Genomic DNA, 20,143 nt, shown 5'->3' on the forward strand with positions numbered 1-20,143 from the left:
ACAAGATTCCGATGCCGGCACCTGTGAAATCGCCCAGCCTCCAGGTGGATGACCTGCGCTTCACCATTCAGCGCAGTGCCCGCCGCAAGACGATGCAGATCACCGTCGAGCGCGGTGGCGACCTGGTGTTGTGCGCACCGCCGGAGGTGGACGAGGCCACGCTGCGGACCTTCGCGCTGGAAAAGCGCTTCTGGATCTACACCAAGCTGGCCGAGAAAGACCGCCTCCAGCGCCTGGTGCCGCGCAAGGAGTTCGTCGGCGGCGAAGGCTTCCTCTACCTCGGGCGCAGCCATCGGCTGAAGCTGGTCGAGGAGCAGGACGTACCTTTGAAGCTGACCGGAGGACGCTTCTGTCTGGCAACCGACGCCTTGCCCGCCGCGCGAGACCACTTCATCCGCTGGTACAGCACGCATGCCAAGGCGTGGCTGTCGAGCCGGGTCGCCGACTACCGATCGCGCATGGAGGTTGCGCCTGCGGGCGTCAAGGTGCAGGACCTGGGTTATCGCTGGGGCTCATGCGGTAAGGGTGATTGGCTGTATTTTCACTGGAAGGCGATCCTGCTGCCGGCGCGCATCGCCGAGTACGTGGTGGTGCACGAGATCGCCCATCTGCACGAGCCGCACCACACCCCGGGGTTCTGGCTGCGCGTGGAGCGCGCCATGCCTGACTACGCCCAGCGCAAGGCCTGGCTGGCCGAGCACGGAATCGATGTCGAAGGGATCTGAGAACGATGGCGGACTATTTCACGAGCGACCACTTCAAACTGCTGAACAAGTGGAAGGGACAGAAGCGGGACGCGTCGAACCCCGAACAAAACCGCGCCTACGAAGTCCTGAAGAAGGCCTACGACGTGACGGAGACGTGGGCAAACAAGGTGAAGGGCGAAATGTTCCCGGTCGGTCGCGTCGAGATCCGCAAGCGACCGACCAACCAGGGGAACAACTTTGCCGGCTACAACTGGGCCAGAATCTACCCATCCGCCGAGGCGCCAAAGGAGCTGGCCTATACCGTCGGGATCGATGCAGATGCCGGCTTCGTGGTCAAGATCGACACGGTCGGACTCGATGATTCGAATGCAACACGGCGGGCCTATCTGACGCTGCGCGGTCCCTATGAGGATTCGGCCCCCTTTGTTGCCAAACTACCCGCGGCCGATGGACTGGAAAGGACCCTGGAACAACTGGTCGCGTGGAGCGTCGAGGCGATCCGCAACTTCAAGCTGCGTTACGACGAGGTGCTTGCCAGCCTGAACCTTGGACAAACACCGAGCGACGAGGATCTGCTCAAGCATTTCGACGGCAAGCCCGCGTTCCAGACCTTCCGCGCTTCGTGGTCGCCGCAGGACAAGGCACTGTTTTGTCGACTGGCGAGGGCCGTGCACTCGGCCGGTCTGGACTGGTGGCACATGGGCAAAGGCATCCAGGTCCGCTTCGGTCGCAAGAACCCCGGCAGCGAGCGCGCGGTCGGGGTGCTCGGCGTGATACGGGGCACCCGCACGCGCACGCTGTCCTGGTCCCGACAGGTCGGCGCGGTGCCCGAGCTCAAGCGGGAACCATTGACGCAGGAACTGGTGGCGCAAGTCGAGTCAGCGCTCTCGACCGGGCGAGAGTCACTGGACGAGTGGTTGGCGCTCGACATCGAGCGGCCGGGTCTGTGGCCCGACCAACTGCGGGACGACCCGGTCGATCCGGGCGAAGGGTCGGATGAAGACGAAACGGGCGATGCCGAGGTCGCAAGGCAACCCATCAACCGCATCTACTACGGCCCTCCCGGCACGGGTAAGTCCTACGAGTTGTCGAAGTTGCTCAAGCGGGAGTACGAGCAGGCAATGACGTCGGTTTCCGACGAGGAATGGCGCAGTCAGTTCATCGCAGAGAAAATTGCGGACCTCACTTGGTGGGAAGGGACGGCAGCGGCTCTCTTCGATCTCGGTGGTATCGCCAACGTCGATGCGATTCTCGATCATGCATTTACGAAGGCCATTGCTGCTGTCAAGAGTGGCAACAAGAACGTTCGCAATACCGTTTGGGGCGCCCTTCAATACCACACGATCGAGGGATCCAAGACTGTCAAGATGAGTAAACGAATGGCGCCGGCAGTTTTCGACAAACGTGCGGATTCATCGTGGATTTTCGCGGGAGACTGGGAAGAGGTTGGTGGTGACCTGAAGCAGATGGTCACTGATTACAAGGCTGGCCCACCGTCGACTGACAGCATTCAGCGCTACAGCTTCGTCACCTTCCATCAGTCTTACGGCTATGAGGAATTCGTCGAGGGGCTTCGGCCGGTCCTCGATGGCGACGCGCAGGCCAACGAAATCCACTACGAGATCCGGTCTGGCGCTTTCAAAGAGTTGTGCCGCCGGGCGCGGTCCGCACCGGAGCAGCGATTTGCGATGGTGATCGACGAGATCAACAGGGGCAACATCAGCAAGATCTTCGGCGAGCTGATCACCCTGATCGAACCCGACAAGCGCGAGGGTGCCGAGAACGCCGTGTCGGTGATGCTGCCCTACTCCGGCGAGAGCTTTTCGGTACCGGCCAATGTCGACATCATCGGCACTATGAACACGGCGGATCGCTCCCTGGCGCTGCTGGACACGGCGCTGCGCCGTCGGTTTGAATTCGTACCGGTCATGCCGGATGCACGCGATGAGCCGGGCGCACCCCTGGCGGGGTTGCGGGTGAATTCGGGCGAGCAGCTGATCGACGTTCCCCGCATGCTCGACGCGATCAACCAGCGTGTCGAGATGCTTTTCGATCGGGACCATTGCATCGGCCACGCCTACTTCACGCCGCTGGCCAACGTCCACGATGGGGACGAACGATTGGTCGCCTTGCAGCAGGTTTTCAGTACCCGAATCCTGCCTCTGCTGGAAGAATATTTCTTCGAGGACTGGCAGAAGATTCGTCTCGTCCTGGCAGACAACCAGAAACCATCCTCCGCGCAGTTTGTCCGGGAGAGTGCTCATCACGAGGACGACCTCGCTCGCCTGTTCGGCAGCGACCACGGCCTGGACAGCTACGCCACCAAGCCCCGCTATAAAGCTCAGGATTCTGCGTTCTCCAATCCGGATGCCTACATCGGCATCTATCAGACCTTGTCGGCCTGAGCGCCGGAGCCAGGGTGAACGGCGTCACGATTTACGAATTCGACGCACTGATGACGGCGAGTTCGGGCGTCTCGTGCGCCGAGGGCTTGTATCCCGTTCCAGACAAAATTTTCGGGTGGCTCGAGGAGCAGAGTCTGCGGAACTCCGGGACAGGAGAGGCGGCGTGGCTGCGCTTGACCCAACGCCGCGGACGACGCGTCGTGCAGGTCACCAGCTTCGTCGGCGTGATCCGCGCACCGGACGGCTTCCAGATCGAGGTGCTGCCTAAGGTCGGCAAGGCGATCGGTGGCGGTGCCGTTGAGGCACGCCAGCTTCTGATCGAGATGCTCCGCTGCCTCCAAGGCTTCCGCCACGTTCAGACCGAAAGCGCCAAGCTATCGGCGGCCCGCATGCCGCTGCTGGAAGTTTTTATCGCAGAGTTTCTGCGCACGGTTGAAGGAATCGTGAAGCGCGGGCTGCGCAGCGATTATGTCAGCCGCCAAAGCAACCTCTTCGCCTTGAGAGGCAAGCTCCTGACGGCGCCACATCTGCGGGAGAACCTGTATCGGGCGGATCGCTTCTTCACCGAGCACGACGCCTTTTCGATCGACCGGCCGGAGAACCGCTTGATCCACACCGCGCTGAGGCGCGTGTTGATGCTGTCTGCTTCGCAGGCGAATCAGCAACTGGCCCGAGAGCTGCGATTCGTGTTTGAGGACGTGCCCGTATCGGCGCAGCCCGGTGTCGATTTTCAGCGGGTGCGGTTGGACAGGGGGATGGGGTATTACGCGGATGCGTTGGCCTGGGCCCGTCTCATCCTCGAGGAGGAGTCACCCTTGGCGTGCACGGGGGCACATCGAGCGCCGTCGTTGCTGTTCCCGATGGAGGCGCTGTTCGAGGCATTTGTCGCCAAGCATCTGGCAAGACAACTGGCACGGCCGCTGATCCTGAAAACCCAAGCCCTGAGTCATCACTTGGTTCGCCATCGTGAACAGAACTGGTTTCGGTTGAAGCCCGACCTGGTGGTTCGTCATGCCGACCACGACTCACTCGTGCTCGACACGAAGTGGAAGCTACTGGACGCTTTGAAGGCGAACGGCACGGACAAGTACGGCCTCTCGCAGAGTGACATCTACCAGTTGCAGGCTTACGGCCAGAGCTACCTGGACGGCCGGGGGGATGTCGTCCTGATCTATCCGAAAACGGCCGATTTCGACCGACCGCTACCGGTGTTCGAGTTCCCCAAGTTAGAGGGACTGCGGCTCTGGGTTTTGCCTTTCTGCCTGAAAACGCGCGGGCTCGAGGTCCCGAGTGAGGCGCCGTTCGCCGATGCCTTCACCGCTGATGGCGGGGCGGAGACCACCGAGGCCGAGTTGTGCTCGGGCGGCACGGCGTTGTCGACGACGGAAATCCAGCGCCGTGCGGCCTTCGGGCTGCCGTAGAATCACGTAGAATCAGGATGATTCCGGATCGCCGTGATCCCCGCTCTCCGAGAAGAGCCTCGACAAGGCCGCTTGCGTCTCCGCCGTCAGGCGCGCGAGCTCGGGTAGGTCGGAGGTCAGCCCCTCCAGATCGCCGCTCCGCCCGGCCTGTTCCATTCTCAACGCCAACGCCCCGAGACGGCAGGCGCCGAAGGTCAAGGCGCTGCCCTTGAGTGCGTGTGCCTCGTGGCAGGCCGCGGGTGCGTCGCGGGCGGTGACCGCGGCTTCGATCCGATGTCGGCGCCGCTCCGACTCCGTTCGGAAGAGGTCCATGAGGTCCACGACCGACTCCCGCCCCAAATCGTCGTTCAGCCGAGAAAGCACCGCGAGATCAAGCAGCGACGTGTCGGCGGGCGTCCCGAGCGACGCCGCCGCATCGCGGTCCAGGGGCGATTTCATGTGCTCACTCATCGGCTTGCACCGACCGGTCGTCGGATACCACGGCACGCCGATTGCGCGCATTGCCGACGAAGATCGAGACCTCGGGACGGGCTGCCGATCGCGGCGGGGCGAGCGGATCCCAAAGGGACAAAGTGACGCCGGCGTGGTCGATCCTGATCGAAGGCCCTGCGCTGAAGCCATGCATCGCGAATGCCTCTCTCGTAGACTGGGCAAGAAGCTGTGCGCGACAATTCGAGCCTCGGTGCCGGGGCGAGGAGCGATTGCGCGCGGAATCGGCCGATGATACGCCATTCACCAGCGTGCTTGATTTCGATATCGGGGCTAGAATCCGGCTCGGGGCCGCTCGGGAACCTAACGCACTTGGAGTGCCGCTCGACGTCGTCGATGCTGCTGCGCCCGGACATCGACCCCGTGCCGCTTGAATCGAGACCCCTTGACCTCATCAAAGTGACGCCAACAGTTGGTCCGGGACCAAACCATCCGGCGCACGACCCCGGACCCCACGCCTCGCGAGGAAGGACCCTGAATCGTTAATAACGATCGTCGCGATAAAAACAATCCACTTTCCTTATCACCGAGGCATCGCTATTCTGCATCCCATCGACGCAGACCAGTTACCCTCAACCTTTCACGTCAACTTGGAGAATGACCCCATGTTCGAGAATCGTACCGGAAGCCATGTCCCGCAGGTGACCTTTCATACCCGTCAGGGCCACGAGTGGGTCGACGTGACCACCGACGACATCTTCAAGGGCAAGACGGTCGTCGTCTTCTCCTTGCCGGGCGCTTTCACGCCGACCTGCTCCTCCTCGCATGTGCCGCGTTACAATCAGTTGGTTCCGACCTTCAAACAGCATGGCGTCGACGAGGTCGTGTGTATGTCGGTCAACGACACCTTCGTGATGAACGAATGGAAGAAGTCGCAGCACGCCGACAACGTCACCTTCATCCCGGACGGCAACGGCGAGTTCACCGACGGCATGGGTCTCTTGGTCGACAAGGACGATCTGGGCTTCGGCAAGCGGTCCTGGCGCTACTCCATGCTAGTGCGCGACGGCGTCGTCGAGCAGATGTTCATCGAGCCGGAGGTCGAAGGCGACCCCTATGGTGTCTCCGACGCCGACACCATGCTCGCCTACCTGGCGCCGGAAGCGGCCAAGCCGCTCGACGTGACCATCATGACCCGCGACGGCTGCCCCTTCTGCGTGAAGGCGAAAGAGGCCCTGCGCAACGCCAATATTGCCTACGAAGAGCTGGTCCTGAACCGTGACTACACCGAGCAGACCCTGCGGGCCGTCGCGAATGCGGCCAGCGTGCCGCAGGTCTTCGTCAACGGCAAGCTGATCGGTGGATCCGACGCCGTCGAGGCTTGGTTGAAGGACCACCGCGCCGCGTAAAACCGACTCGGCAAGATCGACGGGCGATCCGGTTACGGCCGGATCGCCCGATCCGAGAGGGATCCGAAAGACAGGACCGGGAGTCAAGAACATGAGTCAGCATTTCGACCTGATCGCCATTGGAGGCGGGAGTGGCGGCCTTGCAGTGGCCGAGAAAGCCGCGCAGCTCGGACGCCGCGTCGCCGTGGTCGAGACGGGAAAGCTCGGCGGCACCTGCGTGAACGCCGGCTGTGTCCCCAAGAAGGTCATGTGGTACGGCGCCAACCTGGCAGCGGCTGTTGCCGACGCACCCGGCTATGGCGTGAAGGTGCAGTCCGAGGGCATCGACTGGTCGACGCTCGTCGCGGGACGTAACCGTTATGTTGCCGATATCAATGGCTACTGGGACGGCTACGTCGAACGCCAAGGCATTACACGTATTCAAGGTCAGGCGCGCTTCGTCGACGCCAAGACCATCGCGGTCGGAGACGATCACTACAGCGCCGACCATATCGTCATCGCCACCGGCGGGCGGCCGATCGTGCCGCGGATGCCGGGTGCGGAGCTGGGCATTACCTCCGACGGCTTCTTCGCGCTGGAAACGCAACCCAAGCGCGTCGCCATCATCGGTGGCGGCTACATCGGCGTGGAGCTCGCCGGGGTCTTGCGCGCACTGGGTACCGAGGTCACCGTCGTGGCGCTCGAAGACCGAGTACTGTTTCTCTTCGACCCTATGATCAGCGAGACGCTGGCCGAGAACATGGCGGCCGACGGCATCGCGATGCGGCTCGAATTCGAGGTCGCGGCGCTCGAACAGAATGCCGATGGACTCGCACTGGTCGCACGCGACGGCGAACGCCTGGGCGGCTTCGACACCCTCCTCTGGGCCGTCGGGCGCACGCCGAACACGCGCGAGCTGAATCTGGAGGCCGCGGGCGTCACGATGCAACCGAACGGCATCATCCCGGTCGACGCGTACCAGAACACCGACGTGCCGGGCATCTATGCCATCGGCGACGTGATCGGGCGCGAGCCCTTGACCCCGGTCGCCATCGCTGCCGGACGCCGCTTGGCCGAGCGTCTGTTCGGCGGGAAACCGGACCTGAAACTCGACTACGACAACGTTCCGACCGTGGTCTTTGCTCATCCGCCGATCGGCAAGGTGGGCCTGACCGAGCCCGAGGCGCGCGAGCGCTACGGCGACACCCTGACGGTCTACGAGACCAGCTTCACCCCGATGCGCTATGCGCTGAACGCGCACGGCCCCAAGACCGCCATGAAGCTGGTCTGCGTCGGTCCGGAGGAGCGGGTCGTCGGCATCCACGCGATCGGCGACGGTGTCGACGAGATGATGCAGGGTTTCGGCGTCGCGGTGAAGATGGGTGCAACCAAGGCCGACCTGGATTCGACCGTGGCGATCCACCCGAGCAGCGCCGAGGAGCTGGTCACCCTCAAGGAACCGGTCAGACGTCCGGGTGAGGGCGCCTGATCGCCAAGGCTGCAATCGACCGACGGTGGGATGGGCAGAGCGCCAGCGAAACCCATCCAGCTGTTCGTTTAACCACCCGTTGCAAGGCACGTCTTTGTCTCCCCTCCCCGCACCTTCGCTGGATCGCCGCCTGTCTGTCGCCCCGATGTTGGACTGGACGGATCGACACTGTCGCTATTTCCTGCGTCTCGTCAGCCGGCACACCCTGCTCTATAGCGAGATGGTCACGACGGGTGCGCTGATCCATGGCTCCAAAAGGGGCGAGCGCGAGCGCTTTCTCGGCTTCGATCCGGCCGAGCACCCGATCGCGCTTCAACTCGGCGGATCGGACCCGCAGGACATGGCGCACTGCGCACGGATGGGCGCCGATCGGGGCTATGACGAGATCAACATCAACGTCGGTTGTCCGTCGGACCGGGTGCAAAACGGGCGGTTCGGGGCCTGTTTAATGGCCGAGCCGAGACTGGTCGCGGACTGCGTGGCGGCGATGAAGGATACCGTCGCGGTGCCGGTGACGGTCAAGACACGGATCGGGATCGACGATCGCGACAGCTACGGCGAGCTTCTGGACTTTGCCGGCACCGTGACCGAGGCCGGCTGCGACGCGCTCGTCGTACATGCGCGCAAGGCCTGGCTCGCCGGGCTGAGCCCGAAGGAGAACCGCGACATTCCGCCGTTGCGCTACGACGTGGTCGAGCAGCTCAAGCGCGATCTGCCGCACCGGACCATTACGATCAACGGGGGCATCAAGACCCTGGAGGAGACTCTAGGGTTTCTGAAGACGCTCGACGGGGTCATGATCGGTCGCGAGGCCTATCACAACCCCTGGATCCTGGCCGAGGCGGACCGGGTGATCTTCGGGGATGACCGTCGCGCGCCGACACGCAACGAGGTTCTCGACGCCTTCCTGCCCTACGTGGAGCGCGAGCTTGCGAAGGGCACGCCGCTGAGTGCCATGAGCCGGCACATCCTCGGTCTCTTCCAAGGCCAACCCGGCGCGCGCGCGTGGCGACGCCACCTGAGCGAGCAGGCGCATCGTGCGGGCGCAGGCGTCGAGGTCCTGACCGCCAAGCTGCCGCCCGAGCCGCGGCCTTAGACGGCGGGATCCGCGCGAGGCGCCATGGACTGGGTCAGCCTCTCCCTGCTCTGCGCCTTCTCGCTGGCGAGTGCGGATGCCGCAACCAAGGCGTGGCTGCAAGGTTTCTCGGCCCGCGAGCTGGTCGTGGTGCGCTTCGGCGTCGTCGGACTCCTCATGACACCGCTGCTGGTCGGCATGCCGCCGCTCCTGGATCTGCCGCCGGCCTTTTGGGTGTGGATCGCCGCTCTGATCCCGCTTGAGATCGCCGCGATGCTGGTCTACATGGCGGCGATCCGCGACCATCCGCTCTCGCTCACCCTGCCCTACCTGGCCTTTACTCCGGTGTTCGTCATCGCAGTGGCTTGGGTGCTGCTCGGCGAGAAGGTCAGTCCGCTCGGCGCGGCAGGGGTCGGGTTGGTGGTAGCCGGCGCCTGGCTGCTCAACAGCCGACACGCCAAACGAGGCAACTGGCGAAGCTGGACACGACCCTTTACGGCCATCGTCGAGGAGCCCGGCTCGCGGATGATGCTGGCGGTGGCCGCCATCTATGCCGTGACCGCGACCCTGGGCAAGGGGGCCATGCGTCACATGGATCCGGAGTTCTTCGGGGCCTTCTACTTTGCACTGCTCGGCGCGGCCGTCTGCCTGCTGATCGTCCTGCCGCGGCCTCGGATTCTGATCAAGCTGGCGCGTCGTCCCGCACCCGTGCTGCTGGTCGGCGTCTTGATGGGCCTGATGGTCTATACGCACTTCCTCGCCCTGCAACAGGTCGAGGTGGCCTACATGATCGCCGTCAAACGCACCAGTCTGCTGTTCGGCATCCTCTACGGGGTGCTGATCTTCCGCGAGACCGGGCTCTCGACCCGTCTGCCGGGCGGCCTGCTGATGCTCGCCGGCGTGGCGCTCATTGCTCGGTAGGTGCGTGCACCGAGACGAAGGCCGACTCGATGAGCGCGAGGATCTCCGTCAACGGCGGCGTTCGACCGGTATCGATAAAGACCGCACGGGCGCGTTCCTCGCCCGCCAAGGGTTCGAGGGCTAAGCGTTGACGCTCCAGAACCCGCACATCGGCATCCGAGGCATCCTTGTTTTCGGCACGGCGACACCTGATGCGGTCTCGCAGAACCTCCACGGGTGCATCAAGCGCCAGGATCGCAGCCTGGATGCGATATCGCCGAGCCAAGTCCCAAAACGGTGCGCGCCGCCCCGCGCAGATGAAGGTCGCATCCACCAACACGTCGTAGCCATAGCCGAGGATCGCCTCGGCCAGACGCAACAGCCGTGCGTAGGTCCACGCGGTCGCGGTCGGGAAATAGATACCGGCGTCGAGCGAGGCGCGGGTCGACGCGGTCTCGGAGATACCGAAGAGCCGCTTGCGCTCGATGTCCGAGCGCAGGTGGATCAAGGGGAGTGCCTCGCGAAGCAGACGCGCCATGTGGCTCTTTCCGGATCCGGACAGCCCGCACGCAATCAAGAGGCGGGGCGAACGGGGACGGATGTAGGACTCGGCAAGCTCCAGATAGCGCATGCAGGTCGAGCGATCGCGGGCCACTTGTGCCGGATCCAGGTCGGCCTGCCCGAGACGGATCGCCATGACCTTCGCCCGAACAAGCGCGCGATAGACCTTGTAGAGGTCCAGCAGAGCCAACAGTTCGAAGTCTCCGCTGCGCTCCAGATAGCGGTTCAGGAAACGCCGCGCCAACGGGGTGGCGCCGGATTCCTCCAGATCCATGATCAGGAACGCGATCTCGCTCGCCGTGTCGATCCAGCGCAGGGATGCGTTGAACTCGATCGCATCGAAGATGCGGATCTCCCCTTCGACCAAGGCGATGTTGCCGCGATGCATGTCGCCGTGACACTCGCGGACATAGCCGTTGCGGCGCCGACGCTCGATCGTCGGTATCAGGGCATGCCAACGTCCGCGTGTCCAGGTTTCGAGACGCTCGAGGCAGTCGCGCGGATCCGGCTCCAACGCACAGGCGCGAATCTGCACCAGATTCTCGACCATGGGTGCAAGCACGGCCTCGGGCGTGCCGAAAGGGCTCTCAGTGTCGGCGACGGGGATCCGGGCGTGAAACTCCTCGATTTCCTCCGCCAAGCGGTCGATCAGCTCACCGGACAGCTCCTGACGATCGAGCAGGGCCTCTTGCCGGAAACGATGCATCTGCACGGCATACTCCTGCACGGGGCCGGACCCGCCGATGCGCGGCGTGCCCGGGGTACCGGTGACGGCGACCACACCGAGATAGAGATCCGGTGCAAGACGCCGATTCAGCCGCAGCTCCTCCTCGCAACAGCGGCGACGGCGCTCCAGCGTGGAGAAATCGAGAAACCCCAGGTCGATCGGCTTCTTGAGCTTGTAGGCGAACGCGCCCGCAAGGAACACATGCGAGATGTGCGTTTCGATGTGCTCGACCGGCTCGGCGGGATGCGGATAGGCATCCGGTCGCATCAGGGCTTCGATCAAGCGCGGAAAGGCGTCGACGTCCACGGAGCAGCTACCCTCATCCGTCCGGCAATAACCTTACGTCAATCGACCTTGAACTGAGTATAAGCGTTCTTTAATATCCGGTAGGATACTCAAGTGTTCACAACCTTTGGAGAAGTCCATGTCTATCGAGCGCATCGTGTTCGCCGTCGCCGGCGCCTTCATCCTGATCTCGCTCCTGCTTGCGCACTACGTCAGCCCCTACTGGATGTGGTTCACGGCCTTCGTCGGCCTGAACCTCCTGCAGTCCGCCTTCACCGGATTCTGCCCCTTGGCCGTGATCCTGAAGAAGATGGGCAAAAAGGCCGGCCCCGCGTTCTGACGCCCTACTGAACCGCGTCCGGAGCCTAAACCGCGTTCGGAGCGACCCAAGTCGCTTCGTCCTTTGTCTCGACCTCGTCTTACCTAACAACCTCGGCGCAACGCGGTTTAGGAAAATTTAAAATTTATTAATGACTTAAACCGCGTCCAGAGCGACATGCGTCATTTTCATTTTGCATTTAGCTTCGGAGATGTCCTCGATCTCGGTGAGACGCGGTTTAAAATTTGATATGTTTAATATTTTAAACCGCGCCGGCTCCAGCGGTTGTGAAATCCGCCGAGGCCGATCCCATCCAAAAACGTCGCATACCGCACTGGGCGCGGTTTAAATCGCGTCGGCGCCGGCCTCGCATGGATGTGAGGGTCCCGCCCAACGCTCCGAGTTCATAGATCGCAAGGGACGCGATTTAATCGGCGATCGGCTGCGCCCACAGATCATGGTCGCCCGCATCCATAACCTCGACCTCGATGAAATCTCCGGGATCCAGCTCCCAGGCACCGGCGATGATCACCTCGCCGTCGATCTCGGGTGCGTCGGCGTAGCTGCGGGCGATCACCTCGTCCTCACCGACCTCGTCGACCAGCACCGTCATGCGCTGACCGATGCGCCCGGCGAGCTTCGCGCGGCTGATCTCGGACTGCACGGCCATGAAGCGCTCGACCCGCTCGTGCTTGACCTGCTCCGGGACAGGATCGGGCAGCGCGTTCGCGCTCGCACCCTCGACCGGCGAATAGGGAAAACAGCCGACGCGGTCCAATTGGGCTGCGCGCAGGAAGTCGAGCAGCGCCTCGAACTCGGTCTCGGTCTCGCCCGGAAATCCGACGATGAAGGTGCTGCGCATGACCAGCTCCGGGCACTGCTCGCGCCAGCGCGTGAGCCGATCGAGCACCTTCTCGGTCGCCGCGGGACGACGCATCGCCCGCAGGATAGGCTCGCTGCCGTGCTGCAGCGGCATGTCGAGATAAGGCAGGATCAGCCCCTCCGCCATCAGCGGGATCAGCTCGTCGACATGCGGATAGGGATAGACATAGTGCAGCCGGACCCAGGCCGGCAGCTCGCCGAGTGCGCGTGCGAGATTCACCGTATCCGTCTTGAGCGGGCGACCCTTCCAGAAATCGGGACGGTAGCGCAGATCCAGCCCGTAGGCGCTGGTGTCCTGCGAGATGATCAAGAGCTCGCGCACGCCCGACTCCACCAGCCGCTCCGCCTCCGCGAGCACCTCGCCGATCGGGCGGCTCGCCAGATCGCCGCGTAGACTCGGGATGATGCAGAAGCTGCACCGATGATTGCATCCCTCCGAGATCTTGAGATAGGCAAAGTGCCGCGGCGTGAGCTTCACGCCCTGCGGCGGTACCAGACTGACGAAGGGATCATGCGGCGCCGGAAGCTGCGCATGCACGGCCGCCATCACCTCGTCGAGTGCATGCGGACCCGTCACCGCAAGAACCTCGGGATGGGCCTTGCGAACGATCTCTGCACGCGCACCTAGGCAGCCGGTCACGATGACGCGACCGTTGGCGTGCATCGCCTCGCCGATCGCATCGAGCGACTCCTCGACCGCGTCGTCGATAAAGCCGCAGGTGTTGACGATGACCAGATCGGCATCCTCGTAGCTCGGCGGGATGCCGTAGCCCTCGGCACGCAACTGCGTGAGGATCCGCTCCGAATCCACGGTCGCCTTGGGACAGCCGAGGCTGATGAATCCGACCTTGGGGGCTTGCGTCATCGACATAGGGTCAACCGGGATCTACAACATTCAAAGAAAGCCGACACGCGTCAAGGGTGCCCGAACTGGATGACGGCGAAGATGGCGCCCTGCGGGTCGCCGAGGAAGGCGAATCGGCCGACATTCTCGACCTCCATCGGGTCCATCACGATGCTGCCGCCCAGACGCTTGGTCGTGGCGACGACGCTGTCGCAGTCTTCGACGCCGAAATAGATCGACCAGTTCGGCGGCATCGAGCCCCAAGACGCATCGAGCTCGATCATTCCGCCGACCTCCTTGCCGTCGAGCTCGAACAGCGTGTAACGCCCGTCCATCAGGCTCGCGCTGGTGCGTGCGCTCCAGCCGAAGAGGTCTTGGTAGAAGCGTGCCGCGGCCTTGGTGTTGCGGGTCTGCAGCTCGCTCCAACTGCGCGCGCCGTAAGTGTTGTCGAGCTCCGCACCGAACAGTGAGCCCGGCTCCCAAAGTCCGAGCACGGCGCCGGTGGGATCCTGAATGAAGGCCATGCGTCCGAGCTGCATCACATCGACCGCAGGCATCACCAGACGTCCGCCCAGCTCGACGGCCTGCTCGACACTCGCCTGAACGTCCATCACCCGGACATAGCTCGCCCAGTAGGGGAAGGCGCCTTGTTCGGGCGCCATCTCGTAGAGCGCGGCGGCGCGCTTGCCGTCGCGCTCGAGGATGCTGTAAGGCACCTCGTAATCGGTCGCGAGGTCCTCGGAGGTCCAGCCGAAGATCTCTCCGTAGAAGGTCTTTGCGGCCTCGGGCGCATTGGTCGCCAGATCGACCCAGCAGAAGGTCCCGGCTGGGTAGCTTGTCATCTCCGCCATGGGGCGTTCCTCGGTTCGGATCCTTGATTCGGATCCTTCAGGTTGAAAGCGATCGGCTCAATCGAGATCCGCATCGGCGCGCCGGCCTTTGCGACCCGTCAAACGGCGCGGCGGCGGGTCGCCGTCCATCATCATCAGCATGCGCTCCTCCTCGGCGAGACGCTTGGCCGCGAGATGCTTCTCCTGTCGCACCCGGGCTGTGTAGCCGAGCGCCGCACCTGCGGCCGTTGTCACGGTGAGCAGCCCCAAGGTGACGAACTGGGCCAGCATCATGGCCACTCCGAGACCCACCGCGCCGCCGACGACGACGCCGGTCTTGAGGTTGGCACCCATCGAGCCCCGATGCCGGACCTTGGCCTGAAGAACGGCGTTGTCGCGACCGACCTTGGCACGGATCTGCTCGGCCTTGACCCGGATCTTCTCGCGCTCCTTGGAGAAGCGCTCGCTCACGCGCGAGACGGTGCGATGGCGATCCGCTGCGACGATGGTGTTGAACCAGAATGCGACCAGCGTGCCGATCGAGCCACCCAACAGCAGGAAGAGCGGCCAGGTCGTTTGCCAATCGGTGCTCAAGGCCGTGTAGACCAGGAGTCCCGTGACACCCTGGAGTAGAAAGATCCCGATCAGGAAGCGGACCAAGCTGCCCAAACCGGTTGGAATAATATTCATAGTCTAAGTCTGCACTCCCTGGCGTCGAGCGAGTCAGGCACTCGGCGGCTCGTTCTTCAAGAGGTCTGCAACGCCGAGCATCAAACGACCGATCGCGGCTCCGGCTCCGGCTCCGGATTCGCCCGGGTCGCCCAACAGGAACAACCAGACCGACTCCGAGGTCGCAACTGTCCCCGCATCGCTCGATTGTGGCGCGCGCACGTCGCCGAGTCGATCGCGGATTGCCTCCAGGCTCTCGGGACGGCCGGCGAGATCCAGGCCGATATCGCGATCGAAGGCATCGACAACCGCGTACAGGTGCTCGATTCCGAGTTCAGAGAGATCCGCAACAAGCCGGTGTGCGCCGACCCGTCCGGGCAGGAGATCCGGCTCGAGAGCGGCAACGAGGAAGGGACCGGCCCCCTTTTGCAGTCGCGCCGCGAGGCCCGCCTCGCCCTGCCCGCGCAGATCCTCGATCAACTGCCTGCGCATCCGGTCGGAAAGATCCGCGGCGACCTGGTTGAACAGGGGCATCCCGCCGAGCTCCGCATCGACCGGGATCAGAAAGACGTGGGCGTCGGGGCGGGGCGCGGCATCGCCGCCGACCGCCGCATAGGTCTCGACGAGTCGAAACAGCTCCTGGTGACGCGCCTGATCCGTCTGCGCAAGCCGCTCGACATTCGGGCCGACCATGACGAATGTATAGACCCCGAAACCAGACACCGCACGACGATAAAGGCGATCGAGGCCACCCGAGCTCTCGATACGCACCGCCGACCCCGCCGACGGGAAATACGCCATGGCATGGTCGCGTGCAAGACGCGTCGGACCGCTGCCCGAGCCGCTCAACTCGCGATGCCGCGTGAGCCCGTCCGCCGCCGCCGTCTCGATCGCGCGTCGTGCCCGAGGCGCACTCAGTACGAGCGCCCGCTCCGCGACGGAGCCCTGGACCTGCTCGCCCCCTTTGGCCACCATCTCGCGCACAATGTCCGCCAGCGGTGCACAGTTGCCGAGGATCAGCGCCTCGGTGCCTTCGGCCGGATCGATCACGGACGAATAGAGACTGGACACCAAGGCATCGAGCCCGTCCCGCGTCGAGATCGACATGGATCGCGCAGACAGACACTCGGCCGCCACCTCGGCACGCAAGATTTCGGGATCCTGACTGAACAGCACCGGGGGCGCGCCGGGATCGTTGAACAGAATACCCTCGGTCGGACGCGCCGCTCCCGGAAGCGAATCGGACGGTAGCAAGGTCGATGGCCGCGCGTCCTCCGCAAGGGTCTCGTCGATGCCCTGCCATGGCGGGGGCTCCGTCGCCCGCGCAACTGGTGGAACCCGTTCCGACGCGGCGCCGACCGGAAGATCCGGACGCGTACCGGCACACCCGGCGAGCGAGACGGCGAGCCCGAGCACACCACAAGCAGCGACGGATCGCACCCGCCCATCCGCGCGAAAACGGCGAAACCGCCGCACGGCAGCGGCAAGGGTGTGGTGCAAAGGTGTCTCCACGATGTAACCGTCTCCCGGTATCGGGTCAGTAAAAGTCGATTCGGCGCCGACCGCTGCACTGGCGGCACCCTGACCGGCGTCTGCGTTGCGGACTCGGCGCGGTGTGCAGCATAACGGATCGCGCAGACCGATCCGACGCCATTTCGATCCGTTGCACCGCCGAGCCGGTTGCCGATCGACCCGCACGCCCCGACATCCCGGAAAACGCAACCGGGGACCGAGCATCGCGCACAACCCGAACATGCGAGCACTGCGGCCCGATTCATCCACGACCCGATTCATCCCCAACAGCGAAGACCATGTATCCGATCGATAAACCCTACTCGGAAGCCTGCGAAGAAAACAAGCAACCGATTCTCGACGTGATCGGCCCGCTCTTTCAAGAGGTCCGACATCTGCTCGAGATCGGGAGCGGCACCGGTCAGCACGCGGTCTTCTTCGCCGCCGCCCTACCCCATCTCGTGTGGCAAACCAGCGACTGCGCCCACTATCTCCCCGGGATCCGGGCCTGGCTGGACGATGCCGACCTACCCAACCTGCCACCCACGCGCGTGCTCGACGTCACCGGCACCTGGCCCGACGAACGCTTCGACGGCGTGTTCAGTGCCAACACCGCCCACATCATGTCCGAGCCGGAGGTCGAGGCCATGTTCGACGGAGTCGGGCGCGTCTTGGTCGACGGCGGTTGTTTTGCGCTCTATGGCCCCTTCAACATCGGCGGTCGCTACACCAGCGAGAGCAACGCACGCTTCGACGCCATGCTGCGCTCGCGCGACCCCGCGATGGGCATCCGCGACCTCGACCGCTTGATCCGGATGGCCCGCGACAACGGCATGGAGTTGATCGCGGATCACCCGATGCCGGTCAACAACCGCACTCTGGTCTGGCAGCGCATCCCTTAAACCGCGCCTGACGGGGTATGCGGTGCTTTTGGATTGGATCAGCCTCGGCAGATTCGGCGAGAGTCGGAGTCTGCTCGGCTTAAAGTATTGAATAATAAAAACTTCTAACAGCCTCTCCAGCGAGACCGAGGAAACCTTCAAATTCAAACACAGAATGAGAATGACGCGTTTCACTCTGTATTTGTGAATCGTTCCTCAGGAGCATCTATGCCCGAGACACCGAAAGACGACCCCCGGATCGCACGCGCCCGCGCGGCATGGCAGTTTCGCGGTCAGAAACGACCCGACTTCGCCGTCGAGCCCGGTCCCGATCAAGAGTCCGTGTGGGACTACCCGCGCCCGCCCGCGATCCGCCCCGAGCCGCGCCCCGTCCGGGTCATCTCCGGGGCGGTGACCCTCGCCGATTCGATCCACGCGGTTCGTGTCTGCGAGACCGGAAGCCCGCCGACACTCTATGTTCCGCCGCAGGACGTCGCGATGGACCTCATGACGGTCTCGCCGACACGCAGCTTCTGCGAATGGAAAGGTCAGGCACGCTATTTCCGGCTCAAGGGTGCCGCCGGTTCCACAACCGACATCGCCTGGTGCTATCCGGACCCGCTCCCGGGCTTCGAGCCCCATGCCGGCTGGATCTGCTTCTACCCCGGACGCGTCGCCTGTTTTCTCGACGGGGAGCGCGTCATCGCGCAGCCCGGCGGCTACTACGGCGGCTGGATCACCGCCGATGTCGTCGGTCCATTCAAGGGCGAGCACGGCACATCCCACTGGTAACGAAACCGGCGTCGAGGCATTCGGTATCCCGGCACCTGAACCCTGTAGGGGCGAATTCATTCGCCCAGACACGTCGGCAGATGCCTTCCCGGAAATGACCCCACCGTCTGAATCAAACGTCTGAACCGCGTTCACGCCGAGAGGCTTGGTACGCTCGACAGACTGGGCTACCTTAGAGACCGATCGTCACTCTGAACGCGGTTCAGCATGAAAGCCTCGAAAGCACCCGTCACGCAAGCCATCCGCGCACTGCGCGCCGCCAAGGTGGCCTTCGAAGACCACCCCTATACCTACATCGACGGGGGCGGAACCGCGCAATTCGCGCGCGAGCACGGCGTCGACGAGCATCTGGTCGTCAAGACCCTGATCATGGAGGACGATCGGGGCAACCCCATGATCGTCCTGATGCACGGCGACCGGCAGGTCTCTACCCAGGCGCTGGCGCGCGCGATCGGGGTGAAACGCGTCCAGCCCTGCGCGCCGGCGATCGCGGACAAGCATTCAGGCTATCAGGTCGGCGGAACCTCGCCTTTCGGCACACGGCGCGTCATGCCGGTCTACTGCGAAAGCGGGATCGCCGCGCTGCCGCGGATCTACATCAACGGGGGCAAGCGCGGCTACATCATCTCGCTTGCGACCGCCGATACCCTCGCCCTCCTCAAGCCCACACTGGTCGAGATGGCGACCTGAACGGAGTCCCCTCATGAGCGTTCCAGTCTGCGTCATCGTCGGAACCGGGCCGGGCAACGGCGCGGCCTTCGCCCGACAGTTCAGCCGTGCCGGCTATCTCGTGGCCCTGCTCGCGCGCAGTCGGGACGTACTCGACACGCTGGTCGCGGAGATTGCCGGGACCCGGGCCTACGTTTACGACGCCGCCGATCCGAACGACGCCGTGCGCGTCTTCGACGAGATCCGCCGTGCCTGGTCGCGCCTGCAATGCCGACTGGTCCGAACAGCGTTCCGGCCGAATCGAGCCCCGACGTCCAACCGCCGGAGCCGGACTCAAGAGCGCCGAACCAACCTCTGCGCCAATCCATCGCGACGCCAGAAGCGACGAACCGTCGATCGCGTCAACCGATAGGCGATGTCTTCGCAGGGATCGAGCAGGACCGCGGCGAGCCCCCCCCGCTTGATCTGCGCTTCGAGCACGGCGATCGTCGTGTCCAAGGCGAGCAACGCCGTCGACCAGCCATCGAGATCCCGCTCAAGCAGCGCCGCACCGAGCCGGTCCCAGAGCACGAGATGACGGCGTCCGGGGAGCGACTCCAGCGGCGACCACCCTTCGAGCGCGCGATGCGCAACCCCGCACCATCGCGCCAAACCCGCGGCCAGCGGATCATCCCCGACCACCGCATCCGGCGGTGCCCCCGAGCGATCCGGCAGCACACCGCCTCCCCAGGTCCAGATGCCGTTGATTGCCGGACGCCGGGCCTGCTCGCGAAGACGATTGACCTCGCTGGCGTAGAAGAGCATCTGCACCTCGTTCATCAGGCCGCGCCAGCGCCGGGCATCCGCACCGCTCGGGACCTCGAGCGGGACAGGCCCCCCGATGACGCGCTCGAGCGGTTCCGTGCGCAGGTCCAAGGCCCGATCCGCTCCCAGATACCAGCGGTTCGGGTGCGGCGCCGTAAGCCTCAACCCGTCCGCGGCGAAGTGGCTGTTGAAGAGCGCGACCAAGGCATCCGCCTCCGCCCGGTCGGGCGCGACACCGGTGCCGGCGAAGAGCAGCAGACGGTCGCGATCCGGGCGCAGATGGACCGGATCGGCATGCATCCAGTAGCCGTCCGGCCGTTCATCGGGCGCCTCGCCCAAGAGGCTGATCGCGGCCGTCGGGGCATCGCGTTCGGGGTCGGTCGAGACGCCGACGTGCCTCAGAAGGGCCGTCGCAGCGTCGTGCCCACCGGTCGGGATGCGCTCCGCACGCGCGAGCAGCCGATCGATGGCCGGGACCTTCGGGAGTGTCTCCGGAGCCGTCGGGATCGGGCCGAGCAGGCCGGGGCAGATGAGGGTCAGCATAATGGTTCCGG

General features: G+C 64.3%; 19 protein-coding genes. 12 read left to right on the plus strand and 7 right to left on the minus strand.

What is annotated here, in order from left to right:
- Positions 1-11: 11 nt before the first annotated feature.
- From BDD21_RS21935 to BDD21_RS21945, 3 genes are read left to right on the plus strand one after another with little or no spacing between them, the layout of a single operon-like run.
- Positions 12-725: a M48 family metallopeptidase gene (locus tag BDD21_RS21935; RefSeq protein WP_120798980.1), complete on the plus strand. Its 714-nt coding sequence runs from the start codon at positions 12-14 to the stop codon at positions 723-725.
- 5 nt (positions 726-730) lie between these two features.
- Entirely contained in the window at positions 731-3,112 is a 2,382-nt protein-coding gene (locus BDD21_RS21940) for an McrB family protein (protein WP_120798981.1), read from the plus strand.
- Between the two features lie 50 nt (positions 3,113-3,162).
- Positions 3,163-4,533: an McrC family protein gene (locus tag BDD21_RS21945; RefSeq protein ID WP_281269190.1), complete on the plus strand. Its 1,371-nt coding sequence runs from the start codon at positions 3,163-3,165 to the stop codon at positions 4,531-4,533.
- Positions 4,534-4,545: 12 nt separating this feature from the next.
- Here the strand turns inward: BDD21_RS21945 and BDD21_RS28030 are convergent, their stop codons facing one another.
- A complete protein-coding gene (locus tag BDD21_RS28030; protein ID WP_170164856.1) occupies positions 4,546-4,983 on the minus strand; it encodes an Hpt domain-containing protein in 438 nt (145 codons plus the stop codon).
- 644 nt (positions 4,984-5,627) lie between these two features.
- Here BDD21_RS28030 and BDD21_RS21955 point away from each other — a divergent pair.
- From BDD21_RS21955 to BDD21_RS21970, 4 genes are all read left to right on the plus strand, one after another.
- Complete coding sequence (locus BDD21_RS21955; RefSeq protein ID WP_120798984.1) at positions 5,628-6,371, plus strand: glutathione peroxidase; 744 nt, start codon at positions 5,628-5,630, stop codon at positions 6,369-6,371.
- Positions 6,372-6,462: 91 nt separating this feature from the next.
- A complete protein-coding gene (gene gorA / locus BDD21_RS21960; RefSeq protein ID WP_120798985.1) occupies positions 6,463-7,839 on the plus strand; it encodes a glutathione-disulfide reductase in 1,377 nt (458 codons plus the stop codon).
- 145 nt (positions 7,840-7,984) lie between these two features.
- The gene (dusA, locus tag BDD21_RS21965; protein ID WP_245969743.1) at positions 7,985-8,935 is read left to right on the plus strand and encodes a tRNA dihydrouridine(20/20a) synthase DusA; all 951 of its coding nucleotides are present in this window, start codon (positions 7,985-7,987) and stop codon (positions 8,933-8,935) included.
- A gap of 24 nt (positions 8,936-8,959) precedes the next feature.
- Positions 8,960-9,835, plus strand: a complete 876-nt coding sequence (locus BDD21_RS21970; RefSeq protein WP_120798986.1) for a DMT family transporter — start codon at positions 8,960-8,962, stop codon at positions 9,833-9,835.
- On the opposite strand, the gene BDD21_RS21975 is transcribed toward BDD21_RS21970, so the two are convergent.
- On the minus strand, positions 9,822-11,408 hold the full coding sequence (locus tag BDD21_RS21975) for a bifunctional aminoglycoside phosphotransferase/ATP-binding protein (RefSeq protein ID WP_211335125.1): 1,587 nt from the start codon (positions 11,406-11,408) through the stop codon (positions 9,822-9,824). The two genes, BDD21_RS21970 and BDD21_RS21975, sit on opposite strands and share 14 nt — an antisense overlap.
- Positions 11,409-11,526: 118 nt before the next feature.
- On the opposite strand from BDD21_RS21975, the gene BDD21_RS21980 reads away from it, so the two are divergent.
- Positions 11,527-11,727 (plus strand): YgaP family membrane protein, encoded by a 201-nt coding sequence (locus tag BDD21_RS21980; RefSeq protein ID WP_093029220.1) that lies wholly within the window; start codon positions 11,527-11,529, stop codon positions 11,725-11,727.
- A 406-nt stretch (positions 11,728-12,133) separates the two neighbouring features.
- On the opposite strand, the gene rimO is transcribed toward BDD21_RS21980, so the two are convergent.
- The 4 genes from rimO to BDD21_RS22000 are packed head-to-tail and all read right to left on the minus strand — an operon-like array spanning position 12,134 to position 16,443.
- Positions 12,134-13,459, minus strand: a complete 1,326-nt coding sequence (gene rimO, locus BDD21_RS21985) for a 30S ribosomal protein S12 methylthiotransferase RimO (protein WP_211335126.1) — start codon at positions 13,457-13,459, stop codon at positions 12,134-12,136.
- Between the two features lie 44 nt (positions 13,460-13,503).
- Positions 13,504-14,283, minus strand: coding sequence for a VOC family protein (locus BDD21_RS21990; protein WP_120798987.1), 780 nt, complete (start codon positions 14,281-14,283; stop codon positions 13,504-13,506).
- A 57-nt stretch (positions 14,284-14,340) separates the two neighbouring features.
- Positions 14,341-14,952, minus strand: a complete 612-nt coding sequence (locus BDD21_RS21995; protein ID WP_120798988.1) for a hypothetical protein — start codon at positions 14,950-14,952, stop codon at positions 14,341-14,343.
- Between the two features lie 33 nt (positions 14,953-14,985).
- Positions 14,986-16,443 (minus strand): hypothetical protein, encoded by a 1,458-nt coding sequence (locus tag BDD21_RS22000; RefSeq protein ID WP_147431184.1) that lies wholly within the window; start codon positions 16,441-16,443, stop codon positions 14,986-14,988.
- Positions 16,444-16,742: 299 nt separating this feature from the next.
- On the opposite strand from BDD21_RS22000, the gene BDD21_RS22005 reads away from it, so the two are divergent.
- The 4 genes from BDD21_RS22005 to BDD21_RS28360 all read left to right on the plus strand — a co-directional run bounded on the left by BDD21_RS22005 (position 16,743) and on the right by BDD21_RS28360 (position 19,197).
- Positions 16,743-17,345, plus strand: coding sequence for a DUF938 domain-containing protein (locus BDD21_RS22005; protein WP_120798990.1), 603 nt, complete (start codon positions 16,743-16,745; stop codon positions 17,343-17,345).
- Positions 17,346-17,552: 207 nt separating this feature from the next.
- A complete protein-coding gene (locus BDD21_RS22010) occupies positions 17,553-18,116 on the plus strand; it encodes a DUF427 domain-containing protein (protein ID WP_120798991.1) in 564 nt (187 codons plus the stop codon).
- A gap of 207 nt (positions 18,117-18,323) precedes the next feature.
- A complete protein-coding gene (locus tag BDD21_RS22015; protein WP_120798992.1) occupies positions 18,324-18,806 on the plus strand; it encodes an aminoacyl-tRNA deacylase in 483 nt (160 codons plus the stop codon).
- A 13-nt stretch (positions 18,807-18,819) separates the two neighbouring features.
- A complete protein-coding gene (locus tag BDD21_RS28360) occupies positions 18,820-19,197 on the plus strand; it encodes an SDR family NAD(P)-dependent oxidoreductase (RefSeq protein WP_211335127.1) in 378 nt (125 codons plus the stop codon).
- On the opposite strand, the gene BDD21_RS22025 is transcribed toward BDD21_RS28360, so the two are convergent.
- Positions 19,119-20,132 carry a phosphoglycerate mutase gene (locus tag BDD21_RS22025; protein ID WP_120798993.1) on the minus strand — a complete coding sequence of 338 codons (1,014 nt, stop codon included), beginning with the start codon at positions 20,130-20,132 and terminating at the stop codon, positions 19,119-19,121. The genes BDD21_RS28360 and BDD21_RS22025 overlap by 79 nt on opposite strands.
- Positions 20,133-20,143 lie beyond the last annotated feature (11 nt).

This window comes from Thiocapsa rosea, assembly GCF_003634315.1.
Taxonomy (GTDB): Bacteria; Pseudomonadota; Gammaproteobacteria; order Chromatiales; family Chromatiaceae; genus Thiocapsa; species Thiocapsa rosea.

What these genes read in the sequence shown, in the direction of transcription:
- dusA (WP_245969743.1), top strand. Translation starts at nt 7,985, where the DNA reads ATGTTGGACTGGACGGATCGACACTGTCGCTATTTCCTGCGTCTCGTC.
- BDD21_RS22010 (WP_120798991.1), top strand. Translation starts at nt 17,553, where the DNA reads ATGCCCGAGACACCGAAAGACGACCCCCGGATCGCACGCGCCCGCGCG.
- BDD21_RS21945 (WP_281269190.1), top strand. Translation starts at nt 3,163, where the DNA reads ATGACGGCGAGTTCGGGCGTCTCGTGCGCCGAGGGCTTGTATCCCGTT.
- BDD21_RS21935 (WP_120798980.1), top strand. Translation starts at nt 12, where the DNA reads ATGCCGGCACCTGTGAAATCGCCCAGCCTCCAGGTGGATGACCTGCGC.
- BDD21_RS21990 (WP_120798987.1), bottom strand. Translation starts at nt 14,283, where the DNA reads ATGGCGGAGATGACAAGCTACCCAGCCGGGACCTTCTGCTGGGTCGAT.
- rimO (WP_211335126.1), bottom strand. Translation starts at nt 13,459, where the DNA reads ATGTCGATGACGCAAGCCCCCAAGGTCGGATTCATCAGCCTCGGCTGT.
- BDD21_RS22015 (WP_120798992.1), top strand. Translation starts at nt 18,324, where the DNA reads ATGAAAGCCTCGAAAGCACCCGTCACGCAAGCCATCCGCGCACTGCGC.
- BDD21_RS22005 (WP_120798990.1), top strand. Translation starts at nt 16,743, where the DNA reads ATGTATCCGATCGATAAACCCTACTCGGAAGCCTGCGAAGAAAACAAG.
- BDD21_RS21980 (WP_093029220.1), top strand. Translation starts at nt 11,527, where the DNA reads ATGTCTATCGAGCGCATCGTGTTCGCCGTCGCCGGCGCCTTCATCCTG.
- BDD21_RS28360 (WP_211335127.1), top strand. Translation starts at nt 18,820, where the DNA reads ATGAGCGTTCCAGTCTGCGTCATCGTCGGAACCGGGCCGGGCAACGGC.
- BDD21_RS28030 (WP_170164856.1), bottom strand. Translation starts at nt 4,983, where the DNA reads ATGAGTGAGCACATGAAATCGCCCCTGGACCGCGATGCGGCGGCGTCG.
- BDD21_RS21995 (WP_120798988.1), bottom strand. Translation starts at nt 14,952, where the DNA reads ATGAATATTATTCCAACCGGTTTGGGCAGCTTGGTCCGCTTCCTGATC.
- BDD21_RS21970 (WP_120798986.1), top strand. Translation starts at nt 8,960, where the DNA reads ATGGACTGGGTCAGCCTCTCCCTGCTCTGCGCCTTCTCGCTGGCGAGT.
- gorA (WP_120798985.1), top strand. Translation starts at nt 6,463, where the DNA reads ATGAGTCAGCATTTCGACCTGATCGCCATTGGAGGCGGGAGTGGCGGC.
- BDD21_RS21940 (WP_120798981.1), top strand. Translation starts at nt 731, where the DNA reads ATGGCGGACTATTTCACGAGCGACCACTTCAAACTGCTGAACAAGTGG.
- BDD21_RS21955 (WP_120798984.1), top strand. Translation starts at nt 5,628, where the DNA reads ATGTTCGAGAATCGTACCGGAAGCCATGTCCCGCAGGTGACCTTTCAT.
- BDD21_RS22025 (WP_120798993.1), bottom strand. Translation starts at nt 20,132, where the DNA reads ATGCTGACCCTCATCTGCCCCGGCCTGCTCGGCCCGATCCCGACGGCT.